This is a genomic window from Amycolatopsis sp. NPDC104863, assembly GCF_055582965.1.
Genome location: NZ_JBVJOW010000001.1, coordinates 1514618 through 1540331, shown reverse-complemented (window position 1 = coordinate 1540331; position 25714 = coordinate 1514618). Strand labels below are relative to the sequence as shown.

General features: G+C 72.6%; 27 protein-coding genes. 18 read left to right on the top strand and 9 right to left on the bottom strand.

What is annotated here, in order from left to right; genetic code table 11:
* Window positions 1-49: 49 nt before the first annotated feature.
* Window positions 50-1477 (bottom strand): phosphatase PAP2 family protein, encoded by a 1428-nt coding sequence (locus tag ACZ63J_RS06805; RefSeq protein ID WP_465339822.1) that lies wholly within the window; start codon window positions 1475-1477, stop codon window positions 50-52.
* Between the two features lie 199 nt (window positions 1478-1676).
* Here ACZ63J_RS06805 and pafA point away from each other — a divergent pair, with 199 nt between their 5' ends.
* The gene (pafA, locus tag ACZ63J_RS06800; protein WP_364567011.1) at window positions 1677-3035 is read left to right on the top strand and encodes a Pup--protein ligase; all 1359 of its coding nucleotides are present in this window, start codon (window positions 1677-1679) and stop codon (window positions 3033-3035) included.
* 65 nt (window positions 3036-3100) lie between these two features.
* Entirely contained in the window at window positions 3101-4126 is a 1026-nt protein-coding gene (locus ACZ63J_RS06795) for a WD40/YVTN/BNR-like repeat-containing protein (protein ID WP_465398409.1), read from the top strand.
* On the opposite strand, the gene ACZ63J_RS06790 is transcribed toward ACZ63J_RS06795, so the two are convergent.
* Both ACZ63J_RS06790 and ACZ63J_RS06785 read right to left on the bottom strand, forming a co-directional pair.
* The gene (locus ACZ63J_RS06790) at window positions 4123-4821 is read right to left on the bottom strand and encodes an SDR family oxidoreductase (RefSeq protein ID WP_465398408.1); all 699 of its coding nucleotides are present in this window, start codon (window positions 4819-4821) and stop codon (window positions 4123-4125) included. The genes ACZ63J_RS06795 and ACZ63J_RS06790 overlap by 4 nt on opposite strands.
* A 20-nt stretch (window positions 4822-4841) precedes the next feature.
* Window positions 4842-5744: an NADP-dependent oxidoreductase gene (locus ACZ63J_RS06785; protein ID WP_465398407.1), complete on the bottom strand. Its 903-nt coding sequence runs from the start codon at window positions 5742-5744 to the stop codon at window positions 4842-4844.
* A 106-nt stretch (window positions 5745-5850) separates the two neighbouring features.
* On the opposite strand from ACZ63J_RS06785, the gene ACZ63J_RS06780 reads away from it, so the two are divergent.
* From ACZ63J_RS06780 to ACZ63J_RS06750, 7 genes are all read left to right on the top strand, one after another.
* Entirely contained in the window at window positions 5851-6282 is a 432-nt protein-coding gene (locus tag ACZ63J_RS06780; protein WP_465398406.1) for a winged helix-turn-helix transcriptional regulator, read from the top strand.
* A gap of 10 nt (window positions 6283-6292) precedes the next feature.
* A complete protein-coding gene (locus tag ACZ63J_RS06775; RefSeq protein WP_465398405.1) occupies window positions 6293-7276 on the top strand; it encodes a helix-turn-helix transcriptional regulator in 984 nt (327 codons plus the stop codon).
* On the top strand, window positions 7273-8253 hold the full coding sequence (locus ACZ63J_RS06770; RefSeq protein WP_465398404.1) for a helix-turn-helix transcriptional regulator: 981 nt from the start codon (window positions 7273-7275) through the stop codon (window positions 8251-8253). The genes ACZ63J_RS06775 and ACZ63J_RS06770 overlap by 4 nt, the downstream gene beginning before the upstream one ends.
* 10 nt (window positions 8254-8263) lie before the next feature.
* Window positions 8264-8476, top strand: coding sequence for a bacteriophage holin (locus ACZ63J_RS06765; protein ID WP_465305092.1), 213 nt, complete (start codon window positions 8264-8266; stop codon window positions 8474-8476).
* A gap of 61 nt (window positions 8477-8537) precedes the next feature.
* Window positions 8538-8834, top strand: coding sequence for a Sec-independent protein translocase subunit TatA (tatA, locus tag ACZ63J_RS06760; protein ID WP_465398403.1), 297 nt, complete (start codon window positions 8538-8540; stop codon window positions 8832-8834).
* 86 nt (window positions 8835-8920) lie between these two features.
* Window positions 8921-9892, top strand: coding sequence for a twin-arginine translocase subunit TatC (gene tatC / locus ACZ63J_RS06755; protein ID WP_465398402.1), 972 nt, complete (start codon window positions 8921-8923; stop codon window positions 9890-9892).
* The gene (locus ACZ63J_RS06750; RefSeq protein ID WP_465398401.1) at window positions 9892-10773 is read left to right on the top strand and encodes a diacylglycerol/lipid kinase family protein; all 882 of its coding nucleotides are present in this window, start codon (window positions 9892-9894) and stop codon (window positions 10771-10773) included. The genes tatC and ACZ63J_RS06750 overlap by 1 nt, the downstream gene beginning before the upstream one ends.
* On the opposite strand, the gene ACZ63J_RS06745 is transcribed toward ACZ63J_RS06750, so the two are convergent.
* A complete protein-coding gene (locus ACZ63J_RS06745) occupies window positions 10770-11351 on the bottom strand; it encodes a hypothetical protein (RefSeq protein ID WP_465398400.1) in 582 nt (193 codons plus the stop codon). The genes ACZ63J_RS06750 and ACZ63J_RS06745 overlap by 4 nt on opposite strands.
* Window positions 11352-11559: 208 nt before the next feature.
* Between ACZ63J_RS06745 and ACZ63J_RS06740 the strand changes: the two genes are divergently transcribed.
* The 4 genes from ACZ63J_RS06740 (at window position 11560) to ACZ63J_RS06725 (ending at window position 17813) form a co-directional block, all read left to right on the top strand.
* Window positions 11560-14337 carry a DEAD/DEAH box helicase gene (locus ACZ63J_RS06740; protein ID WP_465398772.1) on the top strand — a complete coding sequence of 926 codons (2778 nt, stop codon included), beginning with the start codon at window positions 11560-11562 and terminating at the stop codon, window positions 14335-14337.
* Between the two features lie 160 nt (window positions 14338-14497).
* Window positions 14498-15265, top strand: coding sequence for a DUF4333 domain-containing protein (locus ACZ63J_RS06735; RefSeq protein ID WP_465305084.1), 768 nt, complete (start codon window positions 14498-14500; stop codon window positions 15263-15265).
* Window positions 15266-15342: 77 nt separating this feature from the next.
* Window positions 15343-16545: a GNAT family N-acetyltransferase gene (locus ACZ63J_RS06730; protein WP_465398399.1), complete on the top strand. Its 1203-nt coding sequence runs from the start codon at window positions 15343-15345 to the stop codon at window positions 16543-16545.
* Between the two features lie 50 nt (window positions 16546-16595).
* On the top strand, window positions 16596-17813 hold the full coding sequence (locus tag ACZ63J_RS06725; protein ID WP_465398398.1) for a GNAT family N-acetyltransferase: 1218 nt from the start codon (window positions 16596-16598) through the stop codon (window positions 17811-17813).
* Here the strand turns inward: ACZ63J_RS06725 and ACZ63J_RS06720 are convergent.
* Window positions 17810-18757 (bottom strand): 5'-3' exonuclease, encoded by a 948-nt coding sequence (locus ACZ63J_RS06720; RefSeq protein ID WP_465305078.1) that lies wholly within the window; start codon window positions 18755-18757, stop codon window positions 17810-17812. The two genes, ACZ63J_RS06725 and ACZ63J_RS06720, sit on opposite strands and share 4 nt — an antisense overlap.
* Before the next feature lie 452 nt (window positions 18758-19209).
* Between ACZ63J_RS06720 and ACZ63J_RS06715 the strand changes: the two genes are divergently transcribed.
* The 4 genes from ACZ63J_RS06715 to ACZ63J_RS06700 are packed head-to-tail and all read left to right on the top strand — an operon-like array spanning window position 19210 to window position 21361.
* Window positions 19210-20352 carry a M24 family metallopeptidase gene (locus ACZ63J_RS06715; protein WP_465398397.1) on the top strand — a complete coding sequence of 381 codons (1143 nt, stop codon included), beginning with the start codon at window positions 19210-19212 and terminating at the stop codon, window positions 20350-20352.
* Window positions 20349-20804, top strand: a complete 456-nt coding sequence (locus tag ACZ63J_RS06710) for an Lrp/AsnC family transcriptional regulator (protein WP_247023285.1) — start codon at window positions 20349-20351, stop codon at window positions 20802-20804. The genes ACZ63J_RS06715 and ACZ63J_RS06710 overlap by 4 nt, the downstream gene beginning before the upstream one ends.
* Window positions 20805-20850: 46 nt before the next feature.
* Window positions 20851-21075, top strand: a complete 225-nt coding sequence (locus ACZ63J_RS06705) for a hypothetical protein (protein ID WP_465305073.1) — start codon at window positions 20851-20853, stop codon at window positions 21073-21075.
* The gene (locus tag ACZ63J_RS06700; protein ID WP_465305072.1) at window positions 21062-21361 is read left to right on the top strand and encodes a hypothetical protein; all 300 of its coding nucleotides are present in this window, start codon (window positions 21062-21064) and stop codon (window positions 21359-21361) included. The genes ACZ63J_RS06705 and ACZ63J_RS06700 overlap by 14 nt, the downstream gene beginning before the upstream one ends.
* A gap of 86 nt (window positions 21362-21447) precedes the next feature.
* Here ACZ63J_RS06700 and ACZ63J_RS06695 read toward each other — a convergent pair whose 3' ends face one another.
* The 3 genes from ACZ63J_RS06695 to ACZ63J_RS06685 form a co-directional block, all read right to left on the bottom strand.
* A complete protein-coding gene (locus ACZ63J_RS06695; protein WP_465398396.1) occupies window positions 21448-22527 on the bottom strand; it encodes a GDSL-type esterase/lipase family protein in 1080 nt (359 codons plus the stop codon).
* Window positions 22528-22591: 64 nt separating this feature from the next.
* Window positions 22592-23401, bottom strand: coding sequence for an SCO4651 family lipoprotein (locus ACZ63J_RS06690; RefSeq protein ID WP_465398395.1), 810 nt, complete (start codon window positions 23399-23401; stop codon window positions 22592-22594).
* 46 nt (window positions 23402-23447) lie between these two features.
* On the bottom strand, window positions 23448-24095 hold the full coding sequence (locus tag ACZ63J_RS06685; protein ID WP_465398394.1) for a TetR/AcrR family transcriptional regulator: 648 nt from the start codon (window positions 24093-24095) through the stop codon (window positions 23448-23450).
* A gap of 62 nt (window positions 24096-24157) precedes the next feature.
* Here ACZ63J_RS06685 and ACZ63J_RS06680 point away from each other — a divergent pair, with 62 nt between their 5' ends.
* The gene (locus ACZ63J_RS06680) at window positions 24158-24787 is read left to right on the top strand and encodes an FMN-dependent NADH-azoreductase (protein WP_465398393.1); all 630 of its coding nucleotides are present in this window, start codon (window positions 24158-24160) and stop codon (window positions 24785-24787) included.
* Here the strand turns inward: ACZ63J_RS06680 and ACZ63J_RS06675 are convergent.
* Entirely contained in the window at window positions 24784-25686 is a 903-nt protein-coding gene (locus ACZ63J_RS06675) for a LysR family transcriptional regulator (RefSeq protein WP_465398392.1), read from the bottom strand. The two genes, ACZ63J_RS06680 and ACZ63J_RS06675, sit on opposite strands and share 4 nt — an antisense overlap.
* Between the last annotated feature and the right edge of the window lie 28 nt (window positions 25687-25714).

Sequence of the window (25714 nt, the reverse complement as noted above, 5' to 3'; positions counted from 1 at the left end):
ACGCTAGCCAGGGGTGGCTGTGGGTTTGTTGAGAAAAAGTAAAGAAAGATTAAAGGCGGTAGATGGTGAGGGCGCTGGGCCGGGACCGGAAGCGGAACCGGTTGCCGAGCGGGCCCACCTCGCCGTCGGTGGCGACGCGCCGGTGCCCGTCCAGCAGCTCGACGTCCAGCTCGGCCACATCGAGCTCCTGGTAGACGTGGCTGGCCGCGAGGGTGCGGGTGACCATCGCCAGCAGGAACCGAGCCCGCGAGTAGGGCAGGTCGGCGCGCAGGTAACGGACGTCGAGCAGACCGGTGTCGAGAGCGGGCCGACGGCTGGGCGCGAAGCCCTTCGGGGCGTACGTGCCGTTGCCGACGAACAGGAGCCAGACCTGGGTGAGCTTGCCGTTGAGGCGCACGGTCAGCGGCTTGGCGTGCCGCAGCGTCCGGGTCAGCGCGATCGCGGCCGAGGGCCACTTGGGGTGCTTTTCCTGCAGCTTCTCGCGCAGCCGGACCATCTCCGGGTAGCCGCCGAGGCTCGCGGTGTTGACGAACCAGCGGTGCGCCGTGTCGCCGTCCGCCTCCTTGATCTCGACTTCGCCGAGGTCGATGCCGACGGCGTTGCCGATCTCGGTCGCCTCGTCCGCGTCGACCATGGAACTGACACCCACGTCGCGGGCGAAGTGGTTGAGCGTGCCCGCCGGGATCAGCGCCAGCGGCAGGTCGCGCTCCGCGGCGACCGCGGCGACCGCGGCCACGGTGCCGTCACCGCCCGCCACGCCGAGCGCGCGGACCGTCCCGCGGGCGTCGATCTCGCTCTCGAGCTGGGCGATCAGGTCCTGGTCGGGGTCCGGGTGGAGGATCTCGGCCTTGGGCCAGGCGTGCCTGGCGTCCTCGGTCGGGTCCTGGCCGTCGATGCCGGACTTCGGGTTGACCAGCACGAGCATGTCGTCGCCGTCGACCATCTCGGGCGCGTCCGCGTCGTGGGCGGTGCGGGCCGGGACGTCGTCGTGCAGCGGCCACCAGTGCCGGGTCGCCAGGCCGACGCCGACCCCGATGCCCAGGCCGACCCCGACGTCGGAGGGCCAGTGGACGCCGGTGTGGACGCGAGAATAGGCGACGGCGAGCGCGAGGGGGGCCACCGCGAGACCGGCGCGCGGCGACTCCATCGCCACCGCCGTCACGAAGGCCGCGGCCGAGGCGGAGTGGCCAGAGGGGAACGAGGACGACGTCGGGCGTTTCCGCAGGCGGCGGTGCATGGGCACCTCCTCCTCGGCCGGACGGCGGCGGGGGAACAGGGGCTTCCCGATCAGGTTGGCGGCGGCGCTGGCCCCGGCGATCGCGACGACGCCTCGCAGCGCCGCGCGGCGGGGCGCGCCCTTGCGCGTGGCCAGCACCGCGGCGACCCCCCACCACAGGCGGGACTTGTTCGCCGATCTCGACAGCGCCATCAGCGCGTCGTCGGCCTTCGTCGCCGGCAGCGCGGCGCTGCGCCGCATCAGGGCGCGGTCGGTCCGGCCGACCCGCCGGAAGGCCTGGATGAGCTGGTGTGTCAAGGAGTCGCCTTCCGGAAGTCGTCAAGAGCGCCGCTTCAATCGTGCCTGATTCGGGGAGTTTTCACCGTCTGTGGCGCACTGGGGGCGTGTCGACGCCCGAACGGCGCACCTTCGAAGGGGGTGCAGCGCCTACTCTGGTGGAATGCAGCGGCGGATCTTTGGCATCGAGACCGAGTTCGGGGTCACGTGCACCTTCCACGGCCAGCGCAGGCTCTCGCCCGACGAGGTGGCGCGCTACCTCTTCCGGCGGGTCGTCTCGTGGGGCCGTTCTTCGAACGTTTTCCTGTCGAACGGCTCCCGGCTCTACCTCGACGTCGGCTCGCACCCCGAGTACGCGACGGCCGAGTGTGACGACCTGGTCCAGCTCGTCACGCACGACAAGGCCGGCGAGCGGATCCTCGAGGACCTGCTGGTCGACGCCGAGCGGCGGCTGGCCGACGAGGGCATCGGCGGCGACATCTTCCTGTTCAAGAACAACACGGACTCGGCCGGGAACTCCTACGGGTGTCACGAGAACTACCTGGTGACCCGCGCGGGTGAGTTTTCCCGGATCGCGGACGTGCTGCTCCCGTTCCTGGTCACCCGCCAGCTGATCTGCGGCGCCGGCAAGGTGCTGCAGACGCCGCGCGGCGCGGTCTACTGCCTCTCGCAGCGGGCGGAGCACATCTGGGAAGGCGTCTCGAGCGCGACCACGCGGTCACGGCCGATCATCAACACCCGCGACGAGCCGCACGCCGACGCCGAGCGCTACCGGCGCCTGCACGTCATCGTGGGCGACTCGAACATGGCCGAGCCGACGACCATGCTCAAGGTCGGCTCGGCGAACCTGGTGCTCGAGATGATCGAGGCGGGTGTCCAGTTCCGCGACTTCACCCTCGACAACCCGATCCGGGCGATCCGCGAGATCAGCCACGACCTCACCGGCCGCCGCCAGGTGCGCCTCGCCGGCGGCCGCGAGGCCTCGGCGCTGGACATCCAGCGCGAGTACCACGCCCGTGCCGTGCAGCACCTCAAGGACAACGGCTCGACCCCGGCGAACGAGCGGGTCGTCGAGCTGTGGGGCCGGGCGCTGGAAGCGGTCGAGCAGCAGGACTTCGGCAAGATCGACACCGAGATCGACTGGGCGATCAAGCACCGGCTGGTCGAGCGCTACCGGCACAAGCACGACCTCGACCTGTCCAGCCCGCGGATCGCGCAGCTCGACCTCGCCTACCACGACATCCGCCGTGGCCGGGGCATCTTCGACCTGCTGCAGCGCAAGGGCCTGGTCCGCCGGGTCACCGACGACGGCGAGATCGAGGCCGCCAAGGACACCCCGCCGCAGACGACCCGGGCGAAGCTGCGCGGCGACTTCATCGCCGCCGCCCAGGCCGCCGGGCGCGACTTCACCGTCGACTGGGTGCACCTGAAGCTGAACGACCAGGCCCAGCGCACGGTGCTGTGCAAGGACCCGTTCCGCTCGGTCGACGAGCGTGTGGAGCGCCTGATCAGCTCGCTCTAGTCCCGCGCGCGCCCGCCCGGTGTTCCCTACGAAAGTCGCCGGGCGGGTGCGGCAGGATCTCCCGCATGCGTGTTGTGCTGCTCGTGCTCGCCCTGCTGGTCTCGGTGGCGGCTCCGGCGTCGGCGGGGGAGCACTCGCCGAAGTGGGACGTGAAGGCCACTGGCGTCACCGCTCAGTTCCGTGGCCTGTCCGCGCTCAGTGCGCGCGTCGCGTGGGTCAGCGGCACACAGGGGACCGTCCTGCGCACCACCGACGGCGGGGCGAGCTGGAAGTCCGTCGGCCCGCCGGGTGCGGAGACGCTCGAGCTGCGGGACATCGAGGCCTTCGACGCCGACCACGCCGTGACCCTCTCGATCGGCCCGGGCGCCGACTCGCGGATCTACCGGACCGACGACGGCGGCAAGCACTGGCGCCAGACGTTCCGGAACACCGAAGCCACCGCGTTCTACGACTGCCTGGCCTTCTTCGACCCCTGGCGCGGGCTCGCGATGAGCGACCCCGTCGACGGCCACTTCCGCGTCCAGGCCACTTTCGACGGCGGCCGCAGCTGGCGCCCGGTGCCCGACAGCGGCTTCCCGCCCGCACTGCCCGGCGAGGCCGGGTTCGCCGCCAGCGGCCAGTGCATCACCACGTCGGGACCGTTCGACGCCTGGCTCGCCACCGGCGGCGGCGCCACCGCCCGCGTCCTGCACTCCGGCGACGGCGGCCGCCACTGGACGGCGTCCGACACGCCGTTGCCGAGCAGCCCGTCCGCCGGCGTGTTCGCCGTCGCGTTCCGGACCCCGGGCGAGGGCATCGCGATCGGCGGCGACTACGCGAACCCGACCGCGCCCGGCCCGGCCGTCGCGCTGACGAAGGACCGCGGCCGCACCTGGCGCACCCCGGGCCAGTACCCCGCCGGGTACCGTTCCGGGCTGGCCTGGCGGGGCGGTGGCGTCATCGCGGTCGGCACCGGCGGCAGCGACTACAGCCCGGACGGCGGGCGGCACTGGACGTCGTTCGACACCGGCAGCTTCGACTCGGTGGACTGTGCCGGACCGAGCTGCTGGGCCAGCGGCGCCCAGGGCCGCGTCGCGCGCCTGAGCCGCTAGAGCACCTGGCCGGTCGGGCGGACCATGATCTCGTTGACGTCCACGTGCGGCGGCTGCTGCAGCGCGTAGAGCACCGCGCGGGCGATGTCGGCCGGCTCGAGCTTCGGCTTCTTGCGCATCTCGTCGTCGAGGATGTCGGTGTCGGTGATGCCCGGGTTGACCAGCGTGACCCGCACACCGGAGCCGACGGCCTCCTCGCGGATCGACCCGGCCAGCCCGGTCACCGCCCACTTCGTCGCCGAGTACAGGCTCGCGTTGCGGATGAACCGGCCGGCGACCGAGCCGGTGATCACCAGGTGCCCCGACGACTCCGCGAGCGCGGGCAGCGCCGCGCGGGCGGTGTAGGCGGCGCCGAGCACGTTGGTGCGGACCATCTCCGCCCACTGCTCCGGGTCGTCGCCGCCGTTGCCGAAGAACGACGTCCCGACGCCGACGCCGGCGTTGGCGAAGGCCGCGTCGAGCCGCCCGAACCGCTCGACGGCCTTGCTCACGGCGTCCGAGATGCTCGGCCAGTCGCCGACGTCGGCGCCGAGCGCCAGCGCCCGGTCCTCACCGAGCTCGGCGGCCAGCGCGGCGGCGGACTCGGCCTTGCGGGCCACGAGCGCGACCTTGAACCCGGTGGTGGCGGCCAGCCGCGCGGCGGCGGCGCCGAGCCCGCGTGAGGCGCCGGTGATGAGAAGAACACGATCATCCATGCGTCCAGGCTAAGCACGATTCACGGCGTCAGCACGAGCCTGCCGCGCAGCCCGCCCGCTTCCAGCCGTTCGTGGGCCTTTGCCGCGTCCGCCAGCGGCAGCACGTCGGCGACGCGCGGGGGAAGGATCCGGGCCAGCTCGGCCAGCCGCACGCCGTCCGCGCGGATCCAGACGTTCCGCACGCGGACGCCGCGCAGGGGGATCGGCGCGGCCCCGGCGGCGAAGGCGACGAACTCCCCGCCGCCGCGGACCGCGTCGAGCGTGTCCAGGCCGAGGAGCGCGGTGTCGAGGGCGGCGTCCACCCCGCCCGGGACCAGGGCCCGGACCCGCTCGGCGAGGTCCGGGCCGCGCGGGACGAACAGGTCCGCGCCGAAGCCCCGGACGGTGGCTTCGTCGCTTTCGGCCGCGACGGCGACGACAGGCAGCTTCCGGGCGTGCGCGAGGGCGACGGCGTACCCGCCGACCGCGCCCGCCGCGCCGGTGACCAGGACGGTCCCGGTGGTTTCGACGAGGTCGAGCGCCTGGGCGGCGGTGAGCGCGTTGAGGGGGAGGGTGGCCGCTTCGACGAGGGAGACGCCGGTGGGCGCGGGAGCTACGGCGGAAGCGTCGAGGACGACGTGGTCGGCGTAGGCGCCGAGCGGGAGGGCGATCCGGTCGCGCAGGCCGATCACCGCGGTGCCCACCTCGAAGCCGGAGCCCGCGTCGACCTCTCCGGCGACGTCCCAGCCGAGGCCGAGCACCTCCCGCGGCGGGATCACCCCGGCCTCGGTCAGGATCCCGGCCCGGGTCGCGACGTCGACCGGGTTGACCGCGGCCGCCGCCACCCGGATCCGCACCTGCCCGGGACCCGGCTCCGGCACCGGCACTTCGAGCTGTTCCAGCACCTCCGGGCCACCGAACCGGCGGACCACGATCGCACGCATCTTCGTCTCCTTCGCGAGGTGAACCTTCCTCGCGAACGTATGGGGAGCTACTCTCCAACGGGAAGTACGCACCCGAAGGTGCCCACGGCACGAGGAGGTTCGCCCGGTGGCCACGCGCACGGCGGAACAGCGGCGGCAGGACGAGAAGGCCGCCTACGACGCCTACCTCGCCGCCTGCCCCACCCGGAAGCTGCTCGACGAGATCGCCGGCAAGTGGGTCAGCCTGGTCCTGGTCGCGCTCGGTGACGGGCCGCAGCGCTACAGCGACCTTTCGCGGCGCATCGCCGGGGTCAGCCAGAAGATGCTCACCCAGACCCTGCGGGTGCTCGAACGCGACGGCCTGGTGCGCCGCGAGGTGACCCCGTCGGTGCCCGTGCGCGTCGACTATTCCCTTACGCCGCTGGGAGAAAGCCTGCGCGCGCTGATGGCCGGGTTCAAGGACTGGGCCGAGGCGAACTTCGACGCCGTGGACGCCGCGAGGGGCGATTACGACGCGCGCACCCCGGACCTCACGATCGGGCCGGGCGGCGCGGGCTAGGCTCTACGGGGTGTCCACCGCACGCGCCGAACGGCTGGTCAATCTGGTGCTGGCCCTCCTGTCCACCCGGCAGTACCTCACTGCCGAGCGGATTCGCGGCATCGTGCCCGGATACGGCGACGCCGCCAGCGACGACGCCTACTTCCGGATGTTCGAGCGCGACAAGACCGAGCTGCGCGAGCTCGGCATCCCGCTGGAGACCGGCCGCAACTCCGCCTTCGACGCGATCGAGGGCTACCGCATCGCCCGCCGCGACTACGAGCTCGGCGAGATCGACCTCGCGCCCGACGAAGCCGCCGCGGTCGCGCTGGCGTCCCGGCTGTGGGACTCCCCGGAGCTGACCGGGCAGGCGCAGGGCGCGCTCGTGAAGCTGCGCGCCGCCGGCCTGGAGGTCGACGACCAGGCGCCGATGATCGTCGAGCCGCGCGTGCGCGCCGAACCGGCGTTCGGGCCGCTGCTGGCCGCGGTGCAGAACGGCCAGGTCGTGCGCTTCGAGTACCGCCGCAGCGGCTCGCCCGAACGCATCATGCGCACCCTCGAGCCGTGGGGTGTCGTGTCGTGGAAGGCCCGCTGGTACGTCGTCGGGCACGACCGCGACCGCGGCGCCACCCGCTGCTTCCGCCTCTCCCGCGTCACCGGCCAGGTGCGTCCGGTCGGCAAGCCCGGCGCCGTGCACCGCCCGGAAGGCGTCAACCTGCTCAAGCTCGTGTCGGTGACCGGTGACTCCGAACCGGCCCCGGTGACCACCGCGCGGCTCTGGGTCGCCGACGGCCGCGCCGCCGGGGTCCGCCGCCGCGGGAAGGTCATCGGCCGGGAGACCGTCGACGGCGAAGAGGGCGACCTCGTCGAGATCGGGTTGTACTTCCCGGAGTCCGCGGCCGACTGGATCACCGCCCAGGGCCCCGACGTCCTCGTGCTCGAACCCGACGTGCTGGCCAAGACGGTCCAGGACCGGCTCGAAGCCGTCGTGGCCCGGCAGGGGAGCGCTTCGTGAGCGGGTCCACCGACCGGATGCCGCGGCTGCTGGCGCTCGTGCCCTACCTGCTGGCGCGCCCGGGCATCCGCGTCGACGAGGCGGCGCACGACTTCGACGTCACGCCGAAGCAGCTGCGCAAGGACCTCGAGCTGCTGTGGATGTGCGGGCTGCCCGGCTACGGGCCCGGCGACCTGATCGACCTGTCCTTCGAGGGTGACACGATCGTCGTCACCCACGACGCCGGGATGAACCGCCCGCTGCGGCTCACCGGCGGCGAGGCGACCGCGCTGCTGGTGGCGCTGCGTGCGCTGGCCGAGACGCCGGGCGTGGTCGACGGCGACGCGGTGCGCCGTTCCATCGCCAAGATCGAGTCCGCCGCCGGGCAGGCCCAGCCCGCCGGCGTCGTCGTCGGCGGGGGCGTGCGCGAAGGCAAGAAGACCGCGCGGACCCGCGAGCAGGTCGCCCAGGCGCTGCAGGACGGGCGGGCGCTGCGGATCCGCTACTACACCGCGTCCAAGGACCAGGTCACCGAGCGCACGGTCGACCCGATGCGGCTGCTCATCGTGCAGGCCGTCGGGTACCTGGAGGCCTGGTGCCGCCGCGCCGAGGGCGTCCGGCTGTTCCGGCTCGACCGGATCGACGAGCTGACGGTGCTCGACGAGCCGTCCCGGCCGCCCGCGCACGCCCACCCGACCGACATTTCCGACGGCGTCTTCCGCGAGCGTCCCGACCAGCGGGAAGCGGTGCTCGTCCTCGACCCGGACGCACGCTGGGTAGCCGAGTACTACCCCTGCGAGGAGCTCGACGAGCTCGACGGCGGCCGGCTCCGCATCCGGATGCGCTACGCCGACCAGTCCTGGATGGTGCGCCTGGTGCTGGGTCTGGGCGGGGAAGCGCTGGTGGAGAGCCCGGCCGACCTCGCGGCGGACGTCGGACGCCGGGCGGCCGACGCGGTGGCCCGAGCCCGTCACCTTCCGTCAACCTGCGACCACTAGGGTGATCGACGTGCCGTACCTGCCCACCGTCGTGCTCGCCGCGATCGGCCTGCTGCTGCTCGTCGTCCTGCTGGTGCGGACCGCCAAGGTCTTGCGTGGTTTCAAGCAGACCGCAAGCATGGTGGCTACGAACACCCAGGACCGGGCCGGGCTCCTCCGCGCGCGGTCGGCCGCGCTGCGCGTCGCCTTCGCGGAGCGCCGCCGGAAACCGGAAAACCAGTAACATCCCTACCAGACGCAGATAGGAGGCCATCTTGTTCGCCAACGGATTGCAAGGATGGCATTTGATCATCTTGGTGCTGCTCGTCGTGCTGCTGTTCGGGGCCAAGCGGCTTCCCGATGCGGCGCGGTCGATCGGCAAGTCCATGAAGATCTTCAAGGCCGAGACCAAGGACCTCGCGGGCGACAAGAGCGCCTCGCCCGAGGACGCCGAGCCCGTCGAGACCAAGCAGATCCCGGCCACGCCCGTCGCCCCGCCGGCGACCGCCGCGACCGACCAGCAGGTCGCCGAACTCCAGCGGCAGCTCGACGAGCTGAAGAAGCAGCAGTCCGCCGACCAGCCGCAGAAGAACGCCAGCTGAGCGGCTAGGCCACACCCGGTCCCTGGTCCACGGAGCGCGCCCCAGCCGGCGCGCTCCGGCGGACACCGACGAGAACGGAACATCCCGTGGCGGAACCCGCCTCCGGAAACGGCGACACCCGCCGGTCGAAGCGGAGCAAGCGCAGCCGTCGCAAGAACCCCGACGGCACGATGACGCTCATCGAGCACATCTACGAGTTCCGCCGCCGTCTCGGCTTCGCGCTGCTCGCCGTCGTCGTGGGCGGCATCCTGGGCTTCTTCTGGTTCAGCACCAAGGTCGGGCCGATCCCGTCGCTCGGCGAGATCGTCAAGGACCCGTACTGCGCCATCCCGCCGAGCCGGCGGCTCAACGGCTACCAGGGCTGCCAGCTGCTGCAGACGGTGCCGTTCGAAGCCTTCATGATCCAGCTGAAGGTCGGCCTCGCGGCCGGTGCCGTGCTGTTCTCGCCGGCGTGGCTCTACCAGGTCTGGGCGTTCATCGCGCCCGGGCTGTACTCCAAGGAACGCAAGTACGCGTTGACGTTCGTCGGCTTCGCCTCGGTGCTGTTCGCCGCCGGCGCGGTGCTCGCGTACATGCTGTTCCCGCACGCCCTGCAGCTGCTGATGGGCTTCGGCCAGGACGAGTTCGTCACGGCGCTGACCGCCGACAAGTACATCTCGTTCATGCTGTCGCTGCTGATCATCTTCGGGATCAGCTTCGAGCTCCCGCTGCTCGTGGTGATGCTCAACCGCGTCGGCGTGGTCAAGTACCGGCAGCTGAAGAAGTGGCGCCGCGGCATCGTGTTCGCGCTGTTCGTCTTCGCCGCGTTCGTCACCCCCGGCTCGGACCCGTTCTCGATGCTCGGCCTGGCCGGCGCGCTGACCGTGCTGTTCGAGCTGTCGGTCCAGCTCGCCCGTATCCACGACCGCAAGAAGGACCGGGAACGCGCGGACGAGGGCTGGGACCAGCTGGACGACGACGAAGCGGCGCCGTTCGACTACACGCCGAGCAAGATCGACGACGAGCCGTCCACACCGACCACCTCCGGCGGCCGGTCCGGCACCGACGACATCACGTAGTGGGGATCCACGCCGCGCTCGCCGTGCACCCGGCCTCGGGGCACGGCGCGGCCGCCCGGATCATGGACACGGTCGCCGAGCGCCTGCGCGCCGCCGTCGACCGCCTCGACGTGCTGGTCGCCAACACCGTCGAAGAGTCCCGTGAACTGATGCGGACCTCCCACAACGCGGGCCTCGACGTCCTGATCGTGCTCGGCGGGGACGGCGCCGCCCACCAGGGTGTCCAGTTCTGCGCCGACCACGACGTCGCGCTCGGGCTCGTCCCGGCCGGCACCGGCAACGACTTCGCCCGCGCCCTCGGGGTGCCCGGCGAGCCGCTGCCGGCGGTCGACGCGCTGGTGGCGGCCCTGAAGTCGGGGGCCCGGCGGCGGATCGACCTGGGCCGCCTCGGGGACACCTGGTTCGCGACCGTGCTGTGCGCGGGTTTCGACGCGAGTGTCAACGAACGCGCCAACCGGATGCGCTGGCCGTCCGGGCCGCGCCGCTACGACGTGGCGATCCTCGCCGAGCTGGCCGCGTTCCGCTCCCGGCCGGTGGTGGTCGACACCGGCACCGAGCGCCTGGAGCTCGACGCGACGCTGGTGGCGGTCGGCAACACGCGCTTCTACGGCGGCGGCGTCCCGATCTGCCCGACGGCCGACCCCGAGGACGGCGTCTTCGACGTCACCGTCGTCGGGGACGTCAGCCGCCGCGGCCTGATCCGCATGCTCCCGGGCCTGCGCACCGGCAAGCACCTCACTCACCCGGCGGTCCGCACGCTGCGCGCCCGTTCGGTCTCCCTGACCGGCAACACCTGGCCCGCCTACGCCGACGGTGAGCCGCAGGGGAGCGTGCCGGTGACGGTCAGCTGCGTCCCGGGCGCGCTGACGGTCCTGGCCTAACGCTCGTATCCACCCGCCCGGGCCACCAGCTGCCGGAAGTGCGCGGGCGTCAGCAGCCGCTCGGCGCGCGTGTCCGCGAAGTACACCCCGCCGCAGCGGTGGCAGAACCAGCCCTGCTCCCACAGCTGCTTCGCCGCCGGCACCCCGCGCCGCTGACGGCGGTGCGCCCGGACCCGCCGGACGTAGAGCCACACCAGCGTCCCGGCCGCGACGTACACGCACAGCGACGGCAGCGAGATCAGCACGATCCCCAGCACCTTCGCCCCGGCCCCACCGGGCGGCGGGTCGTCGGCCGCCGACAGTGGCAGCAGCAGGAAGCAGCTCCCGACCAGCGCCAGCAGCACCACCGCGGCCAGCAGGCCGCCGCTGCGGCGCGGGGGAGGGAAGGGGTCGAGCGCCCGGGCGACCCCGGACACCGTGATCCCCGAAACCTGGCTGCTCGTGTACAGGACCCCGTCACCGGCCGGCACAGCCACCACCGGCCCCTGACCCCGGTAGAACGAATGCCCGCCGTGGTAGACCGCGGGCACGTGCTGCACCTGGTCCAGCTGCCCGCAGCTCGGACACGGCTCGGTCATCACCACCCACCTCCCGCCCTCATGCAGCCTCCGACGCCGCCCGGCCCGGACCGGTTCCCGCCACCTTGGTGTATAACGACCTATACGGCGGCCGCTTCCAGCCGACACCGGCGTGTCGGCCGGAAGCAAAAGAAGCAGTGACTGCGGGCCGCCACGCCGTCGGTCACACCGCGTGCAAACTGTCGGGGGCATGTGGAACCCTGACGAGGTGGCCAGTAGCCCTTCTCAGTCCCCGGCCGAGGCCTTCGCGGCCTCCTCGCGTCGAGGGAAGTACCCCCAGCTGACGCGCTTCGCCGCGGAAGCGTCCTTCGAGTTCGACGAGTTCCAGATCCGCGGGTGCGAAGCGCTCGAAGGCGGCCACGGTGTGCTCGTCTGCGCGCCCACCGGCGCGGGCAAGACGATCGTCGGCGAGTTCGCCGTGCACCTGGCGCTGGCCGAAGGCCGCAAGTGCTTCTACACGACGCCGATCAAGGCGCTGTCGAACCAGAAGTACGGCGACCTCGTGGCGCGCTACGGCTCGGACGCGGTCGGGCTGCTGACCGGCGACTCCTCGATCAACGGCAACGCCCAGGTGGTCGTGATGACCACCGAGGTGCTGCGCAACATGCTCTACGCCGGGTCGTCGACCATCACCGACCTCGGGTACGTGGTCATGGACGAGGTGCACTACCTCGCCGACCGGTTCCGCGGCGCGGTCTGGGAAGAGGTGATCCTGCACCTGCCCGAGCACGTCCGCGTGGTGGGGCTGTCGGCCACCGTCAGCAACGCCGAGGAGTTCGGCGAATGGCTGGTGGAGGTCCGCGGCGACACCACGGTGGTCGTCGACGAGCACCGGCCGGTGCCGCTCTGGCAGCACATGCTGGTCGGGAACCGGCTGCTGGACCTGTTCGCCGGCGAGGACGTCCATTCGGCCGGCGCCGAGCTGCGGATCAACCCGACCCTGCTGCGGCGCACCGAGGAGATCGGCCGCCAGTACGCGCCCGCGGGGTTCCGCGGTCCGCGCGGGTCGCGGCGGGGCGCGCCGCGGATGCCGCGGTTCCGGCCGCCGTCCCGGGTGGACGTGGTGGAGCAGCTGGACCGGGCGGGGTTGCTGCCGGCGATCGTGTTCATCTTCTCGCGGGCGGGCTGTGACGCCGCGGTCACGCAGTGCGTGCGGTCGGGGCTGCGGCTCAACGGGCCGGACGAGGTCGAGGAGATCCGCCGGATCATCGAGGAGCGGACGTCCGAGCTGCCCGAGGGTGACCTGGGGGTGCTCGGGTACTGGGAGTGGCGGGAGGCGCTGGAGCGGGGGATCGCCGGGCACCACGCGGGGTTGCTGCCGGCGTTCAAGGAGACGGTCGAGGAGCTGTTCGTCCGCGGGCTGGTGAAGGCCGTGTTCGCCACGGAGACCCTCGCGCTCGGCATCAACATGCCGGCCCGGACGGTCGTGCTCGAACGGCTGGTGAAGTACAACGGCGAGGCGCACGTCGACCTGACGCCGGGGGAGTACACGCAGCTCACCGGGCGGGCCGGGCGGCGCGGGATCGACGTCGAGGGGCACGCCGTGGTGGCGTGGCAGCCGGGGGTCGACCCGAAGCAGGTCGCGGGGCTGGCTTCGACGCGGACCTACCCGCTGCGGTCGTCGTTCCGGCCTGGCTACAACATGGCCGTGAACCTGGTCGCCCAGGTCGGCGCGAGCTCGGCGCGGGAGCTGCTGGAGCAGTCGTTCGCGCAGTTCCAGGCCGACCGGTCGGTGGTGGGCACGGCGCGGCGGATCGAGCGGAACAAGGAAGCCCTGAAGGGCTACACCGCCGCCGTGACCGGGGAGTTCGACGAGATGCTCGAGTACGTCGAGCTGCGCGCGAAGATCTCGACGCGGGAGAAGGCGCTGTCGCGGCAGAACACGGCGGTGCGGCGGGCCGGGACCGCCGAGTCGCTGGAGAAGCTGCGCAAGGGTGACGTCATCGCCGTGCCCGCGGGCCGGCGGGCGGGGCTCGCCGTCGTCGTGGATCCCGGGCTGGACCCGATCCGTGAGCCGCGGCCGGTCGTGGTGACCGAGGACCGGTGGTCCGGACCGCTGTCGGTGGCCGACTTCCCGGCCCCGGTGGAGGCGTTGGGCCGGATCAAGCTGCCCAAGCACATCGAGCTGCGCTCGCCCAAGACCCGCCGGGACATCGCCTCGACCCTGCGCAACGCCGGGATTTCCTTGCCGGGCAGGCAGAAGCGGCGGTCCGGCACGAACGAGGACGGTGAGCTGGCGGCGCTACGGCGGGCCCTGCGCGCGCACCCGGGCCACGGGCTGGCCGAGCGGGAGGCGAACCTGCGCTGGGTCGAGCGGTACCAGCGGCTGGCGGCGGAAACCCAGCAGCTGGAACGGAAGGTGGCCGCGACCACGCACTCGCTGGCGCGCGCGTTCGACCGGATCCTGGCGCTGCTGGGGGAGCGCGGCTACCTGGGGCCGGAGTCGGCCGGGGACGGCGAGGACCGCGTCACCGAGCACGGCCGGCGCCTGACCCGGCTCTACAGCGAGTCCGATCTGCTGGCCGCGGAGTGCATCCGGCACGGCGTGTGGCGCAAGCTCGGGCCGGCGGAGCTCGCCGCTGTCGTCTCGACGCTGGTGTTCGAGGCGCGCCGGGACACCGCCGGGGAGCCGCGGCTGCCCGGCGGCGCGGTGCCCGAGGCGTGGGAGGAGACCGCGCGGCTGTGGGTGGAGCTGACCGAGGACGAGCGGCGGCACCGGCTCGACCGCACCCGGGAGCCGGACGCGGGGTTCGCGTGGCCGGTCTACCGGTGGGCGCGGGGTGAGTCGCTGGAGAAGGTGCTCACGGCGGCGGAGGCGAACGGCCAGGAGCTGTCGGCGGGGGACTTCGTCCGCTGGTCACGCCAGGTGATCGACCTGCTCGACCAGATCCGGGACGTGCTCGGCAAGGGCGACCCGGTCGGCGCGGCGGCGGCCGAGGCGGTGAAGGCGCTGCGCCGGGGCGTGGTGGCCGCGGGCGCGGCGTGAACTCCGTGTCAGGCCTGCTCGCCGGCGGCGGCGGGGATGTGCGTGGACACGTGTGCTCGGCTCCGACCTGTGGTTGGATCGCGAACAACACCGTGCGTACGCGGCTTGACGACGGTTTCGGGGTGGACAGCGAGATGATCGAGGCAGGCGGAGGCAGACGATGAGCACGCCGTATGGCGGCAACGACCCACAGCAGCCCCAGTACGGGCAGCAGCCGGGCGGCGCGTACCCGCCGAGCGGCCCGCAGGAACAGCCCCAGTGGGGCCAGCAGCCGCCTTCGTACGACCCGAACCAGCAACAGCAGTGGGGCCAGCCGCAGCACCCTCAGCAGCCGCAGTACGGGCAGCAGCCCGGCGGGTACACCCCGCCGCAGCAGCCGCAGTGGGGTCAGCAGCCGCCGCCGTACGGTCAGCAGCCGGGCGGCGGGTATCCGCAGAGCGGCCCGCAGGCCCAGCCGCAGTACGGGCAGCAGCCGGGTGGGGCGTATCCGCAGAGCGGGCCGCAGGCGCAGCCGCAGTACGGCCAGCAGCAGCCGGGTCAGTACGACTACGGCCAGCAGCAGCAGTTCCCCGGCGGGGCGGCTCCGGAGGGCGAGAAGCCGGAGAAGTCCAAGAAGGGCCTGCTGATCGGCATCGTGGTGCTGGTCGTGGTCGTCGCGGTGGTCGGCATCCTCGGTTTTGTCGCGCCCGGGTTCTTCAAGACGCAGGTCTTCAACAACACGCAGATGCAGACCGACGTGCAGAAGCTGCTGACGGAGACCTACAAGATCGACGGGGTCACCGGGGTGACCTGCCCGGCCGAGCAGAAGGTCGAGGACGGTGCGAAGTTCGAGTGCACCGCGACCATCGCCGGCAAGCCGCAGCAGATCACGATCACGGTGAAGGGTGACGGCGGCAACTACGAGGTGTCGCCGCCCGCCGCGAAGTAAGCACGCGCACGAGCCGAGGTCCGGCCACCGGGGTATTCCGGTGGCCGGACCTCGGTCGTTCCGGCGATGATCCGGGCATGACCGATTTCGAGATCCGGACCCTGCGCGTCGACGAGCACCGTGCCGCGAGCAACCTCTTCCGCGACAGCCTGCACGCGGCGCCGAGCGACGACGCGGACTGGGAGCGGGCCGCCCGCGCCTACCAGCCCGGCGGGACGCTCGGGGCGTTCGATCCGGAGCTCGTCGGGACGGCGCGGTCGTTCGACGCCGAGCTGGCAGTCCCGGGCGGCGCGCGGCTGCCGATGGCCGGGGTGACCGGGGTCGGCGTGCGGGCCGACCGCACGCGCCGCGGGGTGCTGAGGGCGTTGATGACGACCCAGCTGGAGGACTTCGCCGCGCGGGGTGTGGTGTTCGCGAACCTGCTCGCGTCGGAGGCGCCCATCTACGGGCGGTTCGGGTACGGCCTGGCGACTCGGTGCCGTGGCTACAGCGTCGACCGGCATCGGGCGCGGCTGCACCCGGACGTTCCTTCGAGCGGTGAGGTCGAGCTGCTGGAGCTCGACGAGGCGCTGGAAGTGTGCCCGCGCGTGTACGACGGTCTCGAGTTCCGGCCGGGCATGATGACCCGGCCCGAAGTGCTGTGGCGGCTCTACGAGAACCACGCGCGGCGCACCAGCCCGCCGGTGAAGGCGCTGGTGCACCACGGACCCGACGGCCCGGACGGGTACGCCACCTACTACGTCGACGGCCTGCAGAAGCACCCGTGGACCAAGCAGCTGCACCTTGTGGATCTCTTCCCCGGCACGCCGGCCGCGTTCGCCGGGCTGTGGCGGTTCCTGCTCGGCATCGACCTCGTCGACCGGATCGTCGCCGACGCCCGGCCGCTCGACGAGCCGATCGAACTGATCCTCGAGGACCACCGGCGGAGCACCGTCGACCGGATCGGGGACGAGCACTGGACCCGGCTCGTCGACGTCCCGAAGGCGCTGGCGGCCCGCGAATACGGGGCAGCCGAGCCGGTGGTGGTCGAGGTGACGGACCCGGTGCTGCCCGGCAACAGCGGCGCCTACCGGATCACGCCGGACGGCGCCGAGCGCACCGGCGAGCCGGCCGGGCTCGCCCTCGACGTCACCACGCTCGCGATGGTTTATTTCGGCACGTGGCGGCCGTCCGCGCTGGCCGGGGCCGGCCGCATCGTCGTGCGTGACCCGGCCGCGCCCGCGGCGGCCGACCGGCTCTTCGGCACGCGCGTGGCGTCCTGGAGCGGCACCCACTACTGAGGCGGAAAAACGGGATGCCGTGGTTCGGGCGGGGCGGCAGGATCGGCGGCATGCGCACCTTCGACGTCCGCCCCGTCACCGAAGACGACCGCCGGAGCACGTTCGACCTGCTGAGCCGTTCCCTGCACGGCAACCGGGTCGCCGACGAACCCTGGGCCCGTTTCGGGGATTCCTGGCCCGCCGCGCACAAGTTCGGCGCGTTCGACGGGGACACCCCGATCGGGATCGCGAGCTCGTACACCACCGAGATCGCGGTGCCCGGCGGGCGGGTCGTGCCGGTCGCCGCGGTCGACGGCGTCGGGGTCCGCGCCGATCGGACCCGGCGCGGGGTGCTGACCGCGATGATGGCCGTGCAGCTGGCCGACTTCGCCGCGCGCGGCGTCCCGCTGGCCGTGCTGCACGCGAGCGAACCGACGATCTACGGCCGGTTCGGCTACGGCTCGGCCGCGCTCGGCAAGACCGTCCGGCTGCCGCGGCCCGCCGCCCGGCTGCACGAGCGCGTCCCGGCCGGCGGGGACGTCCGGATGCTCGCGCCCGAGGAGGCCGTGAAGGAGATTCCCGGGCTGTACCGGCGGATCGGGCTCGGCCGGGCGGGCATGATCGGGCGTCCGGACGTCTGGTGGCCGATCTCGCACGACCGGCACGTCGACCGGGACGGCATCCACGTCGTGGTCGTCCACAGTGGACCGGACGGGGACGACGGTTTCGCCGTGTACAAGACGGTCGAGCGGCGCTCCCTCGACGCGCCGGACGAGGGAGCCGTGCTGAAGGTCCGCGACCTGCACGCGGCCGGCCCGGTCGCGTGGGCAGCGCTGTGGCGGTTCCTGCTGTCGGTGGACCTGGTGTCGGCCGTGCACGCCCGGCACCGCCCGGTCGACGAGCCGCTCGCCCCGATGCTGACCGACCACCGGCACGCCCGCACCCTCGACGTCGAAGACGACCTGTGGCTGCGCCCGGTCGACGTCCCCGCGGCGCTCGCCGCCCGCACCTACCGCGCGGCCGAGCCGGTGGTGCTCGCGGTGACCGACCGGAGCCTGCCGGCCAACACCGGACACTACGAAGTCGGCCCGGACGGCGCCCATCGCACGGACGCCGCCGCGGATCTCGCGCTCGATGCCGACACGCTGGGCATGCTCTACCTCGGCCAGTGGAGCGCGACCTCGTTGGCGGACACCGGCCGGATCGAAGTCCACGACGCCGCGGCGCTGGCACGGGCGGACGAGCTGTTCACCACGGTCACCGCACCGTGGTGCGGCACGCTGTTCTAGTTGCCGGGCAGGGCGTTCAGCAGCCGTTCCACCGAATTCCCGAGGTTCCACCTCTCCGCCAGCTCGGCGACGCGGTCCGGGTCGGCGGGGGTCGCGGGGACCGGGTCGGGCCGGGACTGCTCGACCGGCGCGTCGACGGCGACCCGGACCACGGTCGGCGCCACCGCAAGGTAGTCGGCCGCGTCGGCCAGGCGCAGGCGGGTCTTGAGGGGCACGCGGGCGTCGCTCGCCGCGGACGCTTCGAGGAGCGCGTCCAGGGAGCCGAACTGCGTGATCAGCTTCGCGGCGGTCTTCTCGCCGATGCCGGCGACGCCGGGCAGCCCGTCGGACGGGTCGCCGCGCATCATGGACATGTCCGCGTACGCCGGACCGGCCGTCTCGCGGGGCAGGCTGTAGCGCTCGGCGATCTCGGCCGGGCCGAGCACCTCGGCCTTGGCCCAGCCCTTGCCGACGTAGATCACCGAGGTGGGGGTCGGCTCGGTGCGCACCAGCTGGAACAGGTCCCGGTCGCCGGTGATGACCTCGACGGCGTCGGTCTTCTCGCGGGTGGCGAGCGCGCCGATGACGTCGTCGGCCTCGTAGCCGGCCGCCTCCGCGGTCGCGAAGCCGAAGGCCTCCAGCAGCTCGAGGATGATCGGCACCTGCGGGGTGAGGGTGTCGGGGACCTCTTCGACGTCGGGGTTGCTCGCGTCGGTCTCCTCGGCGACCCGGTGCGCCTTGTAGCTGGGCAGCAGGTCGGTGCGGAACTTCGGCCGCCAGTCCGCGTCGAGGCAGCAGACGAGGCGCGAGGGGTGCCGGTCGGTGAGGATCCGCGCGATCGTGTCGGCGAACCCCCGCACGGCGTTGACCTGCGTCCCGTCGGCGGCGCGCATCGAGTCGGGCAGGGCGTAGAACGAGCGGAAGTAGAGGCTCGCGGAGTCGAGCAGGGCAAGTGGTCCGGTCACCCGCACAGCCTGCCACGCCAGCCCGTCCGACAGGGGGCGCGACGCACCTGGGGTGGGGAAGGAGGGCATCGGGGGAGATGCCGGTCCGGTCGGAGGGGTGCGCTGGCTCGGCCCGACGGGCTCCCGCCTTCGCGCCGGGAAGGTGCGTCGCCAGCGCGACTTGGCGGCGGCGAGCGAGCACGCAACCCGGCCATCGCCCCGGTAGCCCGCTGCCGACCGCGTACGCCAGGCGGGGAGTGCGCCGCCAGCCGCCACGATCCCGAGTCCGGCCGCGGCGGCCGCGCCGCCGCGGCCCCGCCGCCGCGGCCCCGCCCTGCGGCCCCGCCGCGCTGCCGCGCGGGAGCGCATTCCACCCGCGTCTCCTAGGCCGATGTGCGCCGCCGGGGGAGTGGGCGGCATGTCGGGGCACCGGGCGAGTGGATCAGCCGGGCCACCCGGCTAGGCTCGGGCCCATGTCGCGCCGTTCCCTCCACACGCCTGCCCCCGACGCCGCAGCCCTTCGTGCCCGCCTCGACCGGGCCCGCGCCGCCGCGGCGGCCGCGGGCACCGATGCCCTGCTGATCGCGCCCGGTTCCGACCTGCGCTACCTGATCGGGCAGGCCGGTGGCTCCTTCGAGCGGCTCACCACCCTCGTCGTGCCGGCCGACGGCGCCCCCGCGCTGGTCGTGCCGAAGCTGGAGGCGCCCGGGTACGCCGACGTGCCGACCGACGAGCTCGGCGTCGAGCTGCTCACCTGGGTGGACGGCGACGACCCATACCAGCTCGTCGCGGGCCGGCTCGGCAAGCCCGGGCGCGTCGCGGTCAGTGACTTCACCCCGGCGCTGCACGTCCTGGCGCTGCGAGCGGCGCTCGGCGAGGCCGAGCAGACCCTCGCCGGCCCGGTCGTGCGGGAGCTGCGGATGCGCAAGGACGCCGCCGAGATCGCGTCGCTGCGGGACGCCGGCGCCGCCATCGACCGCGTGCACGCGCGGGTCCACGAGTGGCTGCGGCCCGGCCGCACCGAGGCCGAGGTCGGCGCCGACATCGCCGCGGCCATCGTCGAGGAGGGCCACACCCAGGCCGACTTCGTGATCGTCGGCTCCGGGCCGAACGGCGCGAGCCCGCACCACGACGTCTCCGACCGCGTCATCGAGAAGGGTGACGTCGTGGTCGTCGACATCGGCGGTCCGCTGCCGGCCGGCTACAACTCCGACTCCACCCGCACCTACGCCGTCGGCACCCCGCGTGACGCCGACGTGGCCGACACCTACGCGGTGCTGCAGCGCGCCCAGGCCGCCGCGGTCGCCGCCGTCAAGCCGGGCGTCACGGCCGAGCAGGTCGACGCCGCCGCGCGCGAGGTCATCGCCGAGGCCGGCTTCGGCGAGTACTTCATCCACCGCACCGGCCACGGCGTCGGCCTGGACGTGCACGAGGAGCCCTACATCATCGCGGGCAACGCCCTGCCGCTCGAGCCGGGCATGGCCTTCAGCGTCGAGCCGGGCATCTACCAGCCGGGCCGGTGGGGCGCCCGCATCGAAGACATCGTGATCGTCACCGAAGACGGCGTCGAGTCCGTGAACAACCAGCCGCACGAGCTCGTCGTGCTGAACGCATGACCGTCGGCGGCCTGGAGCCGCTGGACCAGTCGATCGTCCAGGAGCTCGCGGCCGACGGGCGACGCAGCTTCACCGACCTCGCCGAGCGGGTCGGGCTGTCGGTGTCGGCGGTGCACCAGCGGGTGCGCCGCCTCGAGCAGCGCGGGGTCATCCTCGGGTACACCGCGCGGCTCGACGGCGAGCAGATCGGGCTGCCGCTGACGGCGCTGATCTCGCTGACGCCCAACGACCCGGGCGCGCCGGACGACTACCCGCAGCGGATCCAGCACATCAAGGAGATCGAGTCGTGCTACTCGGTGGCCGGCGACGAGTCCTACATCCTGCTGGTGCGGGTCCAGTCGCCGCTGGCGCTGGAGGATCTGCTGCGGCGGATCCGGGAGGCCGCGAAGGTGTCGACCCGCACGACGGTGGTGCTCTCTACGCCGTTCGAGGGACGTTCGCCGACGTTCTGACCCCGGCGGGCCGCCCGATGACCGGGGCACTGGTACGGTAAAAGGTATGGCAACACGTAAGGTGACACTTTCGCTGGACAGCGGCGCCTTGGAATTCGCCGAACGCGCCGCGAAGGCACACGGGATCTCGGTCTCGTCCTGGCTGTCGAAGGCGGCCAGGCGCGAGGCGGTTCGCACGGGCTACACCCCGCAGAAGCCGGAGCCGGCCGTCGCGGAGTTCGACGAGGCCGAGCGCACGGCGGCGGAGAAGGATCTGCGTGCGCAGGGGTGAAGTCTGGACGTACCACCCCCCGACCGAACCGGCCCGGCACCGCACCGTCGTGCTGCTGTCCTCGGACGGGGTGAACGAGTCCGAGCGCCCCTGGCTGCTCGGCACCGAACTGCTCGAACGCGACCCGCAGGACATCCTCGGGGTGGCGGTCGACGCCCGCTACTGGGTGTCGACGCTCAACCTCACCCGGCTCTACCGGCCCTGGTTCGACGAACGCATCGCCGAAATCGACCAGGACGTCCAGGAGCGCATCGACATCGCACTGCGCGCCGCACTCGACCTTTGAGTGTATAACGACCTATACCGCCCGGCGACGGTACAGAAACCGTGGTCCAGTAAGCCAAAAACCCGCAGCAGAGCTGGGAGGCCGGCTCAGCGGGCGACGACCTCCGGGGCCGAGTGGAGCTTCCCGTCCGCGCCGGCCAGGCAGGAGGCGTTGCCTTCGCGCGCCGCGAGGAACTCCGTCAGGCAGTTGGCGATCGCCGTGTGCCCGGCCGCGTTGGGGTGGAACGACTCCTGCAGCGCGTGCCCGGCGCGGTCGGCCTGGCCGAGGTCGGCCAGCTGCAGGGTGAGGCGGGTGAACCATTCGGTCGCGGGGTTCGCGCCGCCGCTGCACGCTTCGTGTTTGACGCCTGCCTTGGCGAGGTCGAGGAACCGTGCGCCGGTTTGCTGGGCGGCGGTTTTGAGGCCGGAGGACAGGATGCCGATGCCGGTCTGGGAGATCCATCGGAGGTCTTCGACGCGGAAGGGGCAGCCGTTGAGGCTGCGCAGGTCTTCGGGCAGGTCGGGGCCGATGGGGGCGGCGTAGGACTGGACGACGAGCTGGTAGTCGGCGGGCACGTATCCGGCTTGGGCCAGTACTTTCTTGACGTCGGAGACGGCGGTGGCGACCTTCGGCACCATGGCGTCCACTTTGGACTGCCAGGTCTGCTTGAGCGCGGTGCTGCACGGGGGTCCGCCGGGGTTGAACCAGGCTTTGAAGCAGTCGGTGACCTGGTTGGAGAACTTCGGTTCGTCGTTGGCGCCGACGGCGATCACGACGGCGGCGACGCGGTGGTCCTTGACGAGGGCCGCGAGCTGCTGGGCTTGGGAGCCTTCCGTCCACTGTTTGACGTCGCCGAGGGCGACCTGTTCGGCGGGGGCGCCGGAGCAGGCGAGGTTGACGTGGGCGGTGATGCCGGGGAGGGCGATCTTGTCGACGAAGGCGTTGGGGGAGCGGTGGCACCAGTTGCCGCCCTGGCCGTTGGTGGTGGCGGTGTACTGGCCGGCGCCTTCGCCGGAGACGGTGCTGTCGCCCATGGCGACGACGGTGAGCGGGCCGGTGCCGGGTGGGCCCTGCCGGGGCTGGGGTTGCCCGGGTTTGCTTTCGGAGCCGAAGAAGGCGAAGAAGCCCACCAGCAGGGCCACGCAGACGAGGACCAGTGCCCCCCAGTACCACCGAAGACGTCGCATCGCCGTTGATTCTACGGATCGGGTGATCGGGTCCGACGCCGGACACGGACCGTGACGTGGCGGGTCAGGTGCCCATCTTCTTCATCAGCTCGGAGAGGTCGACGACCTGGTCGGCGGGTGGGACCAGGATGTCGACCGGGTCGCCCCAGTCGCGGTAGTCGGTGGTGCCCTTGACGCCGTTTCCGGCGGGGAAGCCGGGGGACAGGTCGATGGTGAGCTGGACGGGGCGTTGTGCGGTGTCGAGCCAGAGTTCGGCGGGCAGTTTGGCGGTGACGGGCTCGGCCGGTTTGCCGTCGAGCGGGGGTTTGGCGAACTCGGGGAAGAGGTCGGGGGCTTTGGCGGCGTCGATTTCGAGGCGGTAGTGGGTGGCGGGCTGCTCGCGCAGGGAGGTTTGCCCGGCGGAGACGATGCGGCCGGCGCGTTCGATCTCGGTCAGGGCGCGGCCGAGGTCGGGGAGCTTGACGACGACGGGCACGCCCGCGGCGGCGGCTTGGGCGATCGGGTCGGGGTTGCCGGGGTCGGTGCCGATCCAGGGTTTGCCGGGGATGCCGGGTGTCGGTGCGTGGGTGAAGGTCCGTTTGCCGAGGACGCGGGTTTCGCTGCCGTCGACGGTGATCGTGAGGTTGCTGGTGGCGCCGTCGAACTTGAGGGCGCCGGTGGCGGTTTTGCCGGCGGGGCCGAATTCGGCGTTCAGCGTGAAGGTGGCGGTGGGGGTTTTGCCGATGCCGGCGCGGACGGCCGCCACGAGCTGGGTGGTGTCGGTGGCGGGTGCGGCGAGGGTCGGGGTGGGTGGCGGCGCGGCGGCGCCGGGTCCGGGGTCGCACGCGGTCAGGAGCAGTGCCGTGAGTGCGAAGGCGGGGCCGGCTTTCCGCATGGGTCTCCCTCGGTGTCGGTTCGGCGTGGACCGTATCGGGGGAAGGTCACTTTCCGGACGCGGCCGGCATCCAGGGTCGAACCAGGCGGACGAGGGACTCGGCCAGGGTCTGGGCGGTGCGTTCGCGGTCGTGGAGCCAGTGGCGGACCTGTTCGGCGGAGAGGGCGGCGAGCAGGACGTCGGCGGCGGTTTCGGCGTCGGGTGCGCCGCCGGTTTCGAGCAGGTGGTGGCAGTGCCGTCGCCAGAGGGTGTGGGCGCCGGTGCGGAAGCGGGCGCCGGTGGCGGCGGTCTCGGAGAGGAGGACGAGGTCGAGCTGGCGGGCGAGGAGGTCGAGGTAGGCGTGAATGAACGCGCCGAGGCGGTCGGCGGGGTCGGCGCCGGGGCCGAGGGGTGGGGGGCCGGTGAGGAGGTGTTGCTGGAGTTCGCGTTCGCGTTCGTCGAGCAGGGCCATGGCGAGGCCGGCTTTGTCGCCGAAGCGGCGGTAGAGGGTGCCTTTGCCGACGCCGGCGGCACCGGCGACGTCGTCCATGGTGACGGCGTCGACGCCGTGTTCGGCGAAGAGGGTTTCGGCGGCGGTGAGGACGCGGATGCGGTTGCGGGCGGCGTCGGCGCGTTCGCGGACGGGGGCGCCGAGGACGGGCAGTTCGACCGGCGTTGACGAAGCGGACTCGGGTCCGCTACGGTTCGGAGACATAAGCGGACTCTAGTCCGATTCTTCGTCCGGCGGAAGCCGACACTCCATCGAGGAGCATCACCATGCCTGATCTGCTGCACGTTTCCGCGTCCCCACGCGGCGAAGACTCCCAGTCGCTGCGCCTGGCAGCTACCTTCCTGGACACCTACCGCACGGTCCACCCGGACGCCGAGATCGACGAATGGGACCTCTGGGACGGCTCGCTGCCCGCGTTCGGCCCGGCCGCCGCGCGCGCCAAGATGACCGTCTTCGGTGGTGGCACCCCGCAGGGTGAGCAGGCCGAGGCGTGGGCCGCGGCGAAGGCGGCGTTCGCGCGGTTCGACGCCGCCGACCGGGTCCTGTTCAGCGTCCCGATGTGGAACTCCGGGGTGCCGTACGTGCTCAAGCAGTTCATCGACGTCGTGTCCCAGCCGGGGCTGGTGTTCGGGGTCGACGCGGTGACCGGCTACCAACGGCTGCTCGCCGGGCGCGGCAAGCGCGCGGCGGTCGTCTACACGAGCGCGGTGTGGGGACCGGGGCTGGGCAAGGAGTTCGGCACGGACTTCCAGGCGCCGTTCTTCACCGGCTGGCTGAACTGGGCGGGCATCGACGACGTCACCGAGGTCCGCTTCCACCCCACGCTCACCGGGGACGCGGACGAGCTGGGCCGGATCGCGCACGAGGCGGCCCGGGACGCGGCCAAGACGTTCTAGCCCGCCTGGGTCAGGTCCGTGGTGGCGGCGAGTTCGACCGCGACGTCGGTGATCGCCGGGAGGGCCGGGTTGTCGTTGCCCGGCAACCACACCAGCTCGGTCCGGGCGACGTCGCCGGCGAGCGGCACGAACGCCACCCCGCTGCGGCGCAGGCTGTGGGACGACCGGGTCAGGCGGGTGACCCCGACCCCGGCCGCGACGAGACCCAGCAGGCCCTGGACGGTGGCGGCGCGCTGTACGACCCGCGGGGTGAAGCCGGCCGCGGCGAAGTCGTCGTCGTAGCTGCGGTGCCAGGGTTCCCAGCTGCTCCGCGGGGTCAGCACCCACGGCTCACCGGCCAGGTCGGCCAGCTGCAGGGAGTCGCGGGAAGCGAGCGGATGCTCGGCCGGGAGTACCGCGCACACCTCCTCGGTCAGCAACGTCCGTGACGCCAGGCCCTCGACCAACGGGGGCCGGGTGAACGCCAGGTCGAACCGGTCTTCGCGCAGGCCGTCGACGAGCTCGGCGATGGCCGCTTCGGCGGTGGTCACGACGAGGTCGGGGAACCGCTCGCGGACCGCGCGGACCACCGGGGGCAGCAGGTAGTTCGCGGTGGTGGTGAGGAAGGCGAGCCGGACGCTGCCGAGCTCGCCGCGCACCGCCCGGCCGAGGGTCGCGACGGCCTCCTCGGCGCGGGCGAGGACCGCGCGGGCTTCCGGGAGGAACAGCCGCCCGACGGCGGTCAGGCGGGTGCCGCGGGGGTCGCGGTCGAACAGCCGCGCGCCGAGGGTGCGTTCGAGCACGGTGATCTGCTGCGAGAGCGACTGCTGGGCGAGGTGGAGGCCGGCGGCCGCGCGGGTGAAGCTGCTTTCGTCGGCGACGGCGACGAAGTAGCGAAGCTGCCGCAGCTCGGGGGTCACAGGCTCAGACTGTAGCCCCGGCAGGACA

What these genes read in the sequence shown, in the direction of transcription:
- ACZ63J_RS06805 (WP_465339822.1), bottom strand. Translation starts at nt 1,477, where the DNA reads ATGCGGCGCAGCGCCGCGCTGCCGGCGACGAAGGCCGACGACGCGCTG.
- pafA (WP_364567011.1), top strand. Translation starts at nt 1,677, where the DNA reads ATGCAGCGGCGGATCTTTGGCATCGAGACCGAGTTCGGGGTCACGTGC.
- ACZ63J_RS06795 (WP_465398409.1), top strand. Translation starts at nt 3,101, where the DNA reads ATGCGTGTTGTGCTGCTCGTGCTCGCCCTGCTGGTCTCGGTGGCGGCT.
- ACZ63J_RS06790 (WP_465398408.1), bottom strand. Translation starts at nt 4,821, where the DNA reads ATGGATGATCGTGTTCTTCTCATCACCGGCGCCTCACGCGGGCTCGGC.
- ACZ63J_RS06785 (WP_465398407.1), bottom strand. Translation starts at nt 5,744, where the DNA reads ATGCGTGCGATCGTGGTCCGCCGGTTCGGTGGCCCGGAGGTGCTGGAA.
- ACZ63J_RS06745 (WP_465398400.1), bottom strand. Translation starts at nt 11,351, where the DNA reads ATGACCGAGCCGTGTCCGAGCTGCGGGCAGCTGGACCAGGTGCAGCAC.
- ACZ63J_RS06735 (WP_465305084.1), top strand. Translation starts at nt 14,498, where the DNA reads ATGAGCACGCCGTATGGCGGCAACGACCCACAGCAGCCCCAGTACGGG.
- ACZ63J_RS06730 (WP_465398399.1), top strand. Translation starts at nt 15,343, where the DNA reads ATGACCGATTTCGAGATCCGGACCCTGCGCGTCGACGAGCACCGTGCC.
- ACZ63J_RS06725 (WP_465398398.1), top strand. Translation starts at nt 16,596, where the DNA reads ATGCGCACCTTCGACGTCCGCCCCGTCACCGAAGACGACCGCCGGAGC.
- ACZ63J_RS06715 (WP_465398397.1), top strand. Translation starts at nt 19,210, where the DNA reads ATGTCGCGCCGTTCCCTCCACACGCCTGCCCCCGACGCCGCAGCCCTT.
- ACZ63J_RS06710 (WP_247023285.1), top strand. Translation starts at nt 20,349, where the DNA reads ATGACCGTCGGCGGCCTGGAGCCGCTGGACCAGTCGATCGTCCAGGAG.
- ACZ63J_RS06705 (WP_465305073.1), top strand. Translation starts at nt 20,851, where the DNA reads ATGGCAACACGTAAGGTGACACTTTCGCTGGACAGCGGCGCCTTGGAA.
- ACZ63J_RS06695 (WP_465398396.1), bottom strand. Translation starts at nt 22,527, where the DNA reads ATGCGACGTCTTCGGTGGTACTGGGGGGCACTGGTCCTCGTCTGCGTG.
- ACZ63J_RS06690 (WP_465398395.1), bottom strand. Translation starts at nt 23,401, where the DNA reads ATGCGGAAAGCCGGCCCCGCCTTCGCACTCACGGCACTGCTCCTGACC.
- ACZ63J_RS06685 (WP_465398394.1), bottom strand. Translation starts at nt 24,095, where the DNA reads ATGTCTCCGAACCGTAGCGGACCCGAGTCCGCTTCGTCAACGCCGGTC.
- ACZ63J_RS06680 (WP_465398393.1), top strand. Translation starts at nt 24,158, where the DNA reads ATGCCTGATCTGCTGCACGTTTCCGCGTCCCCACGCGGCGAAGACTCC.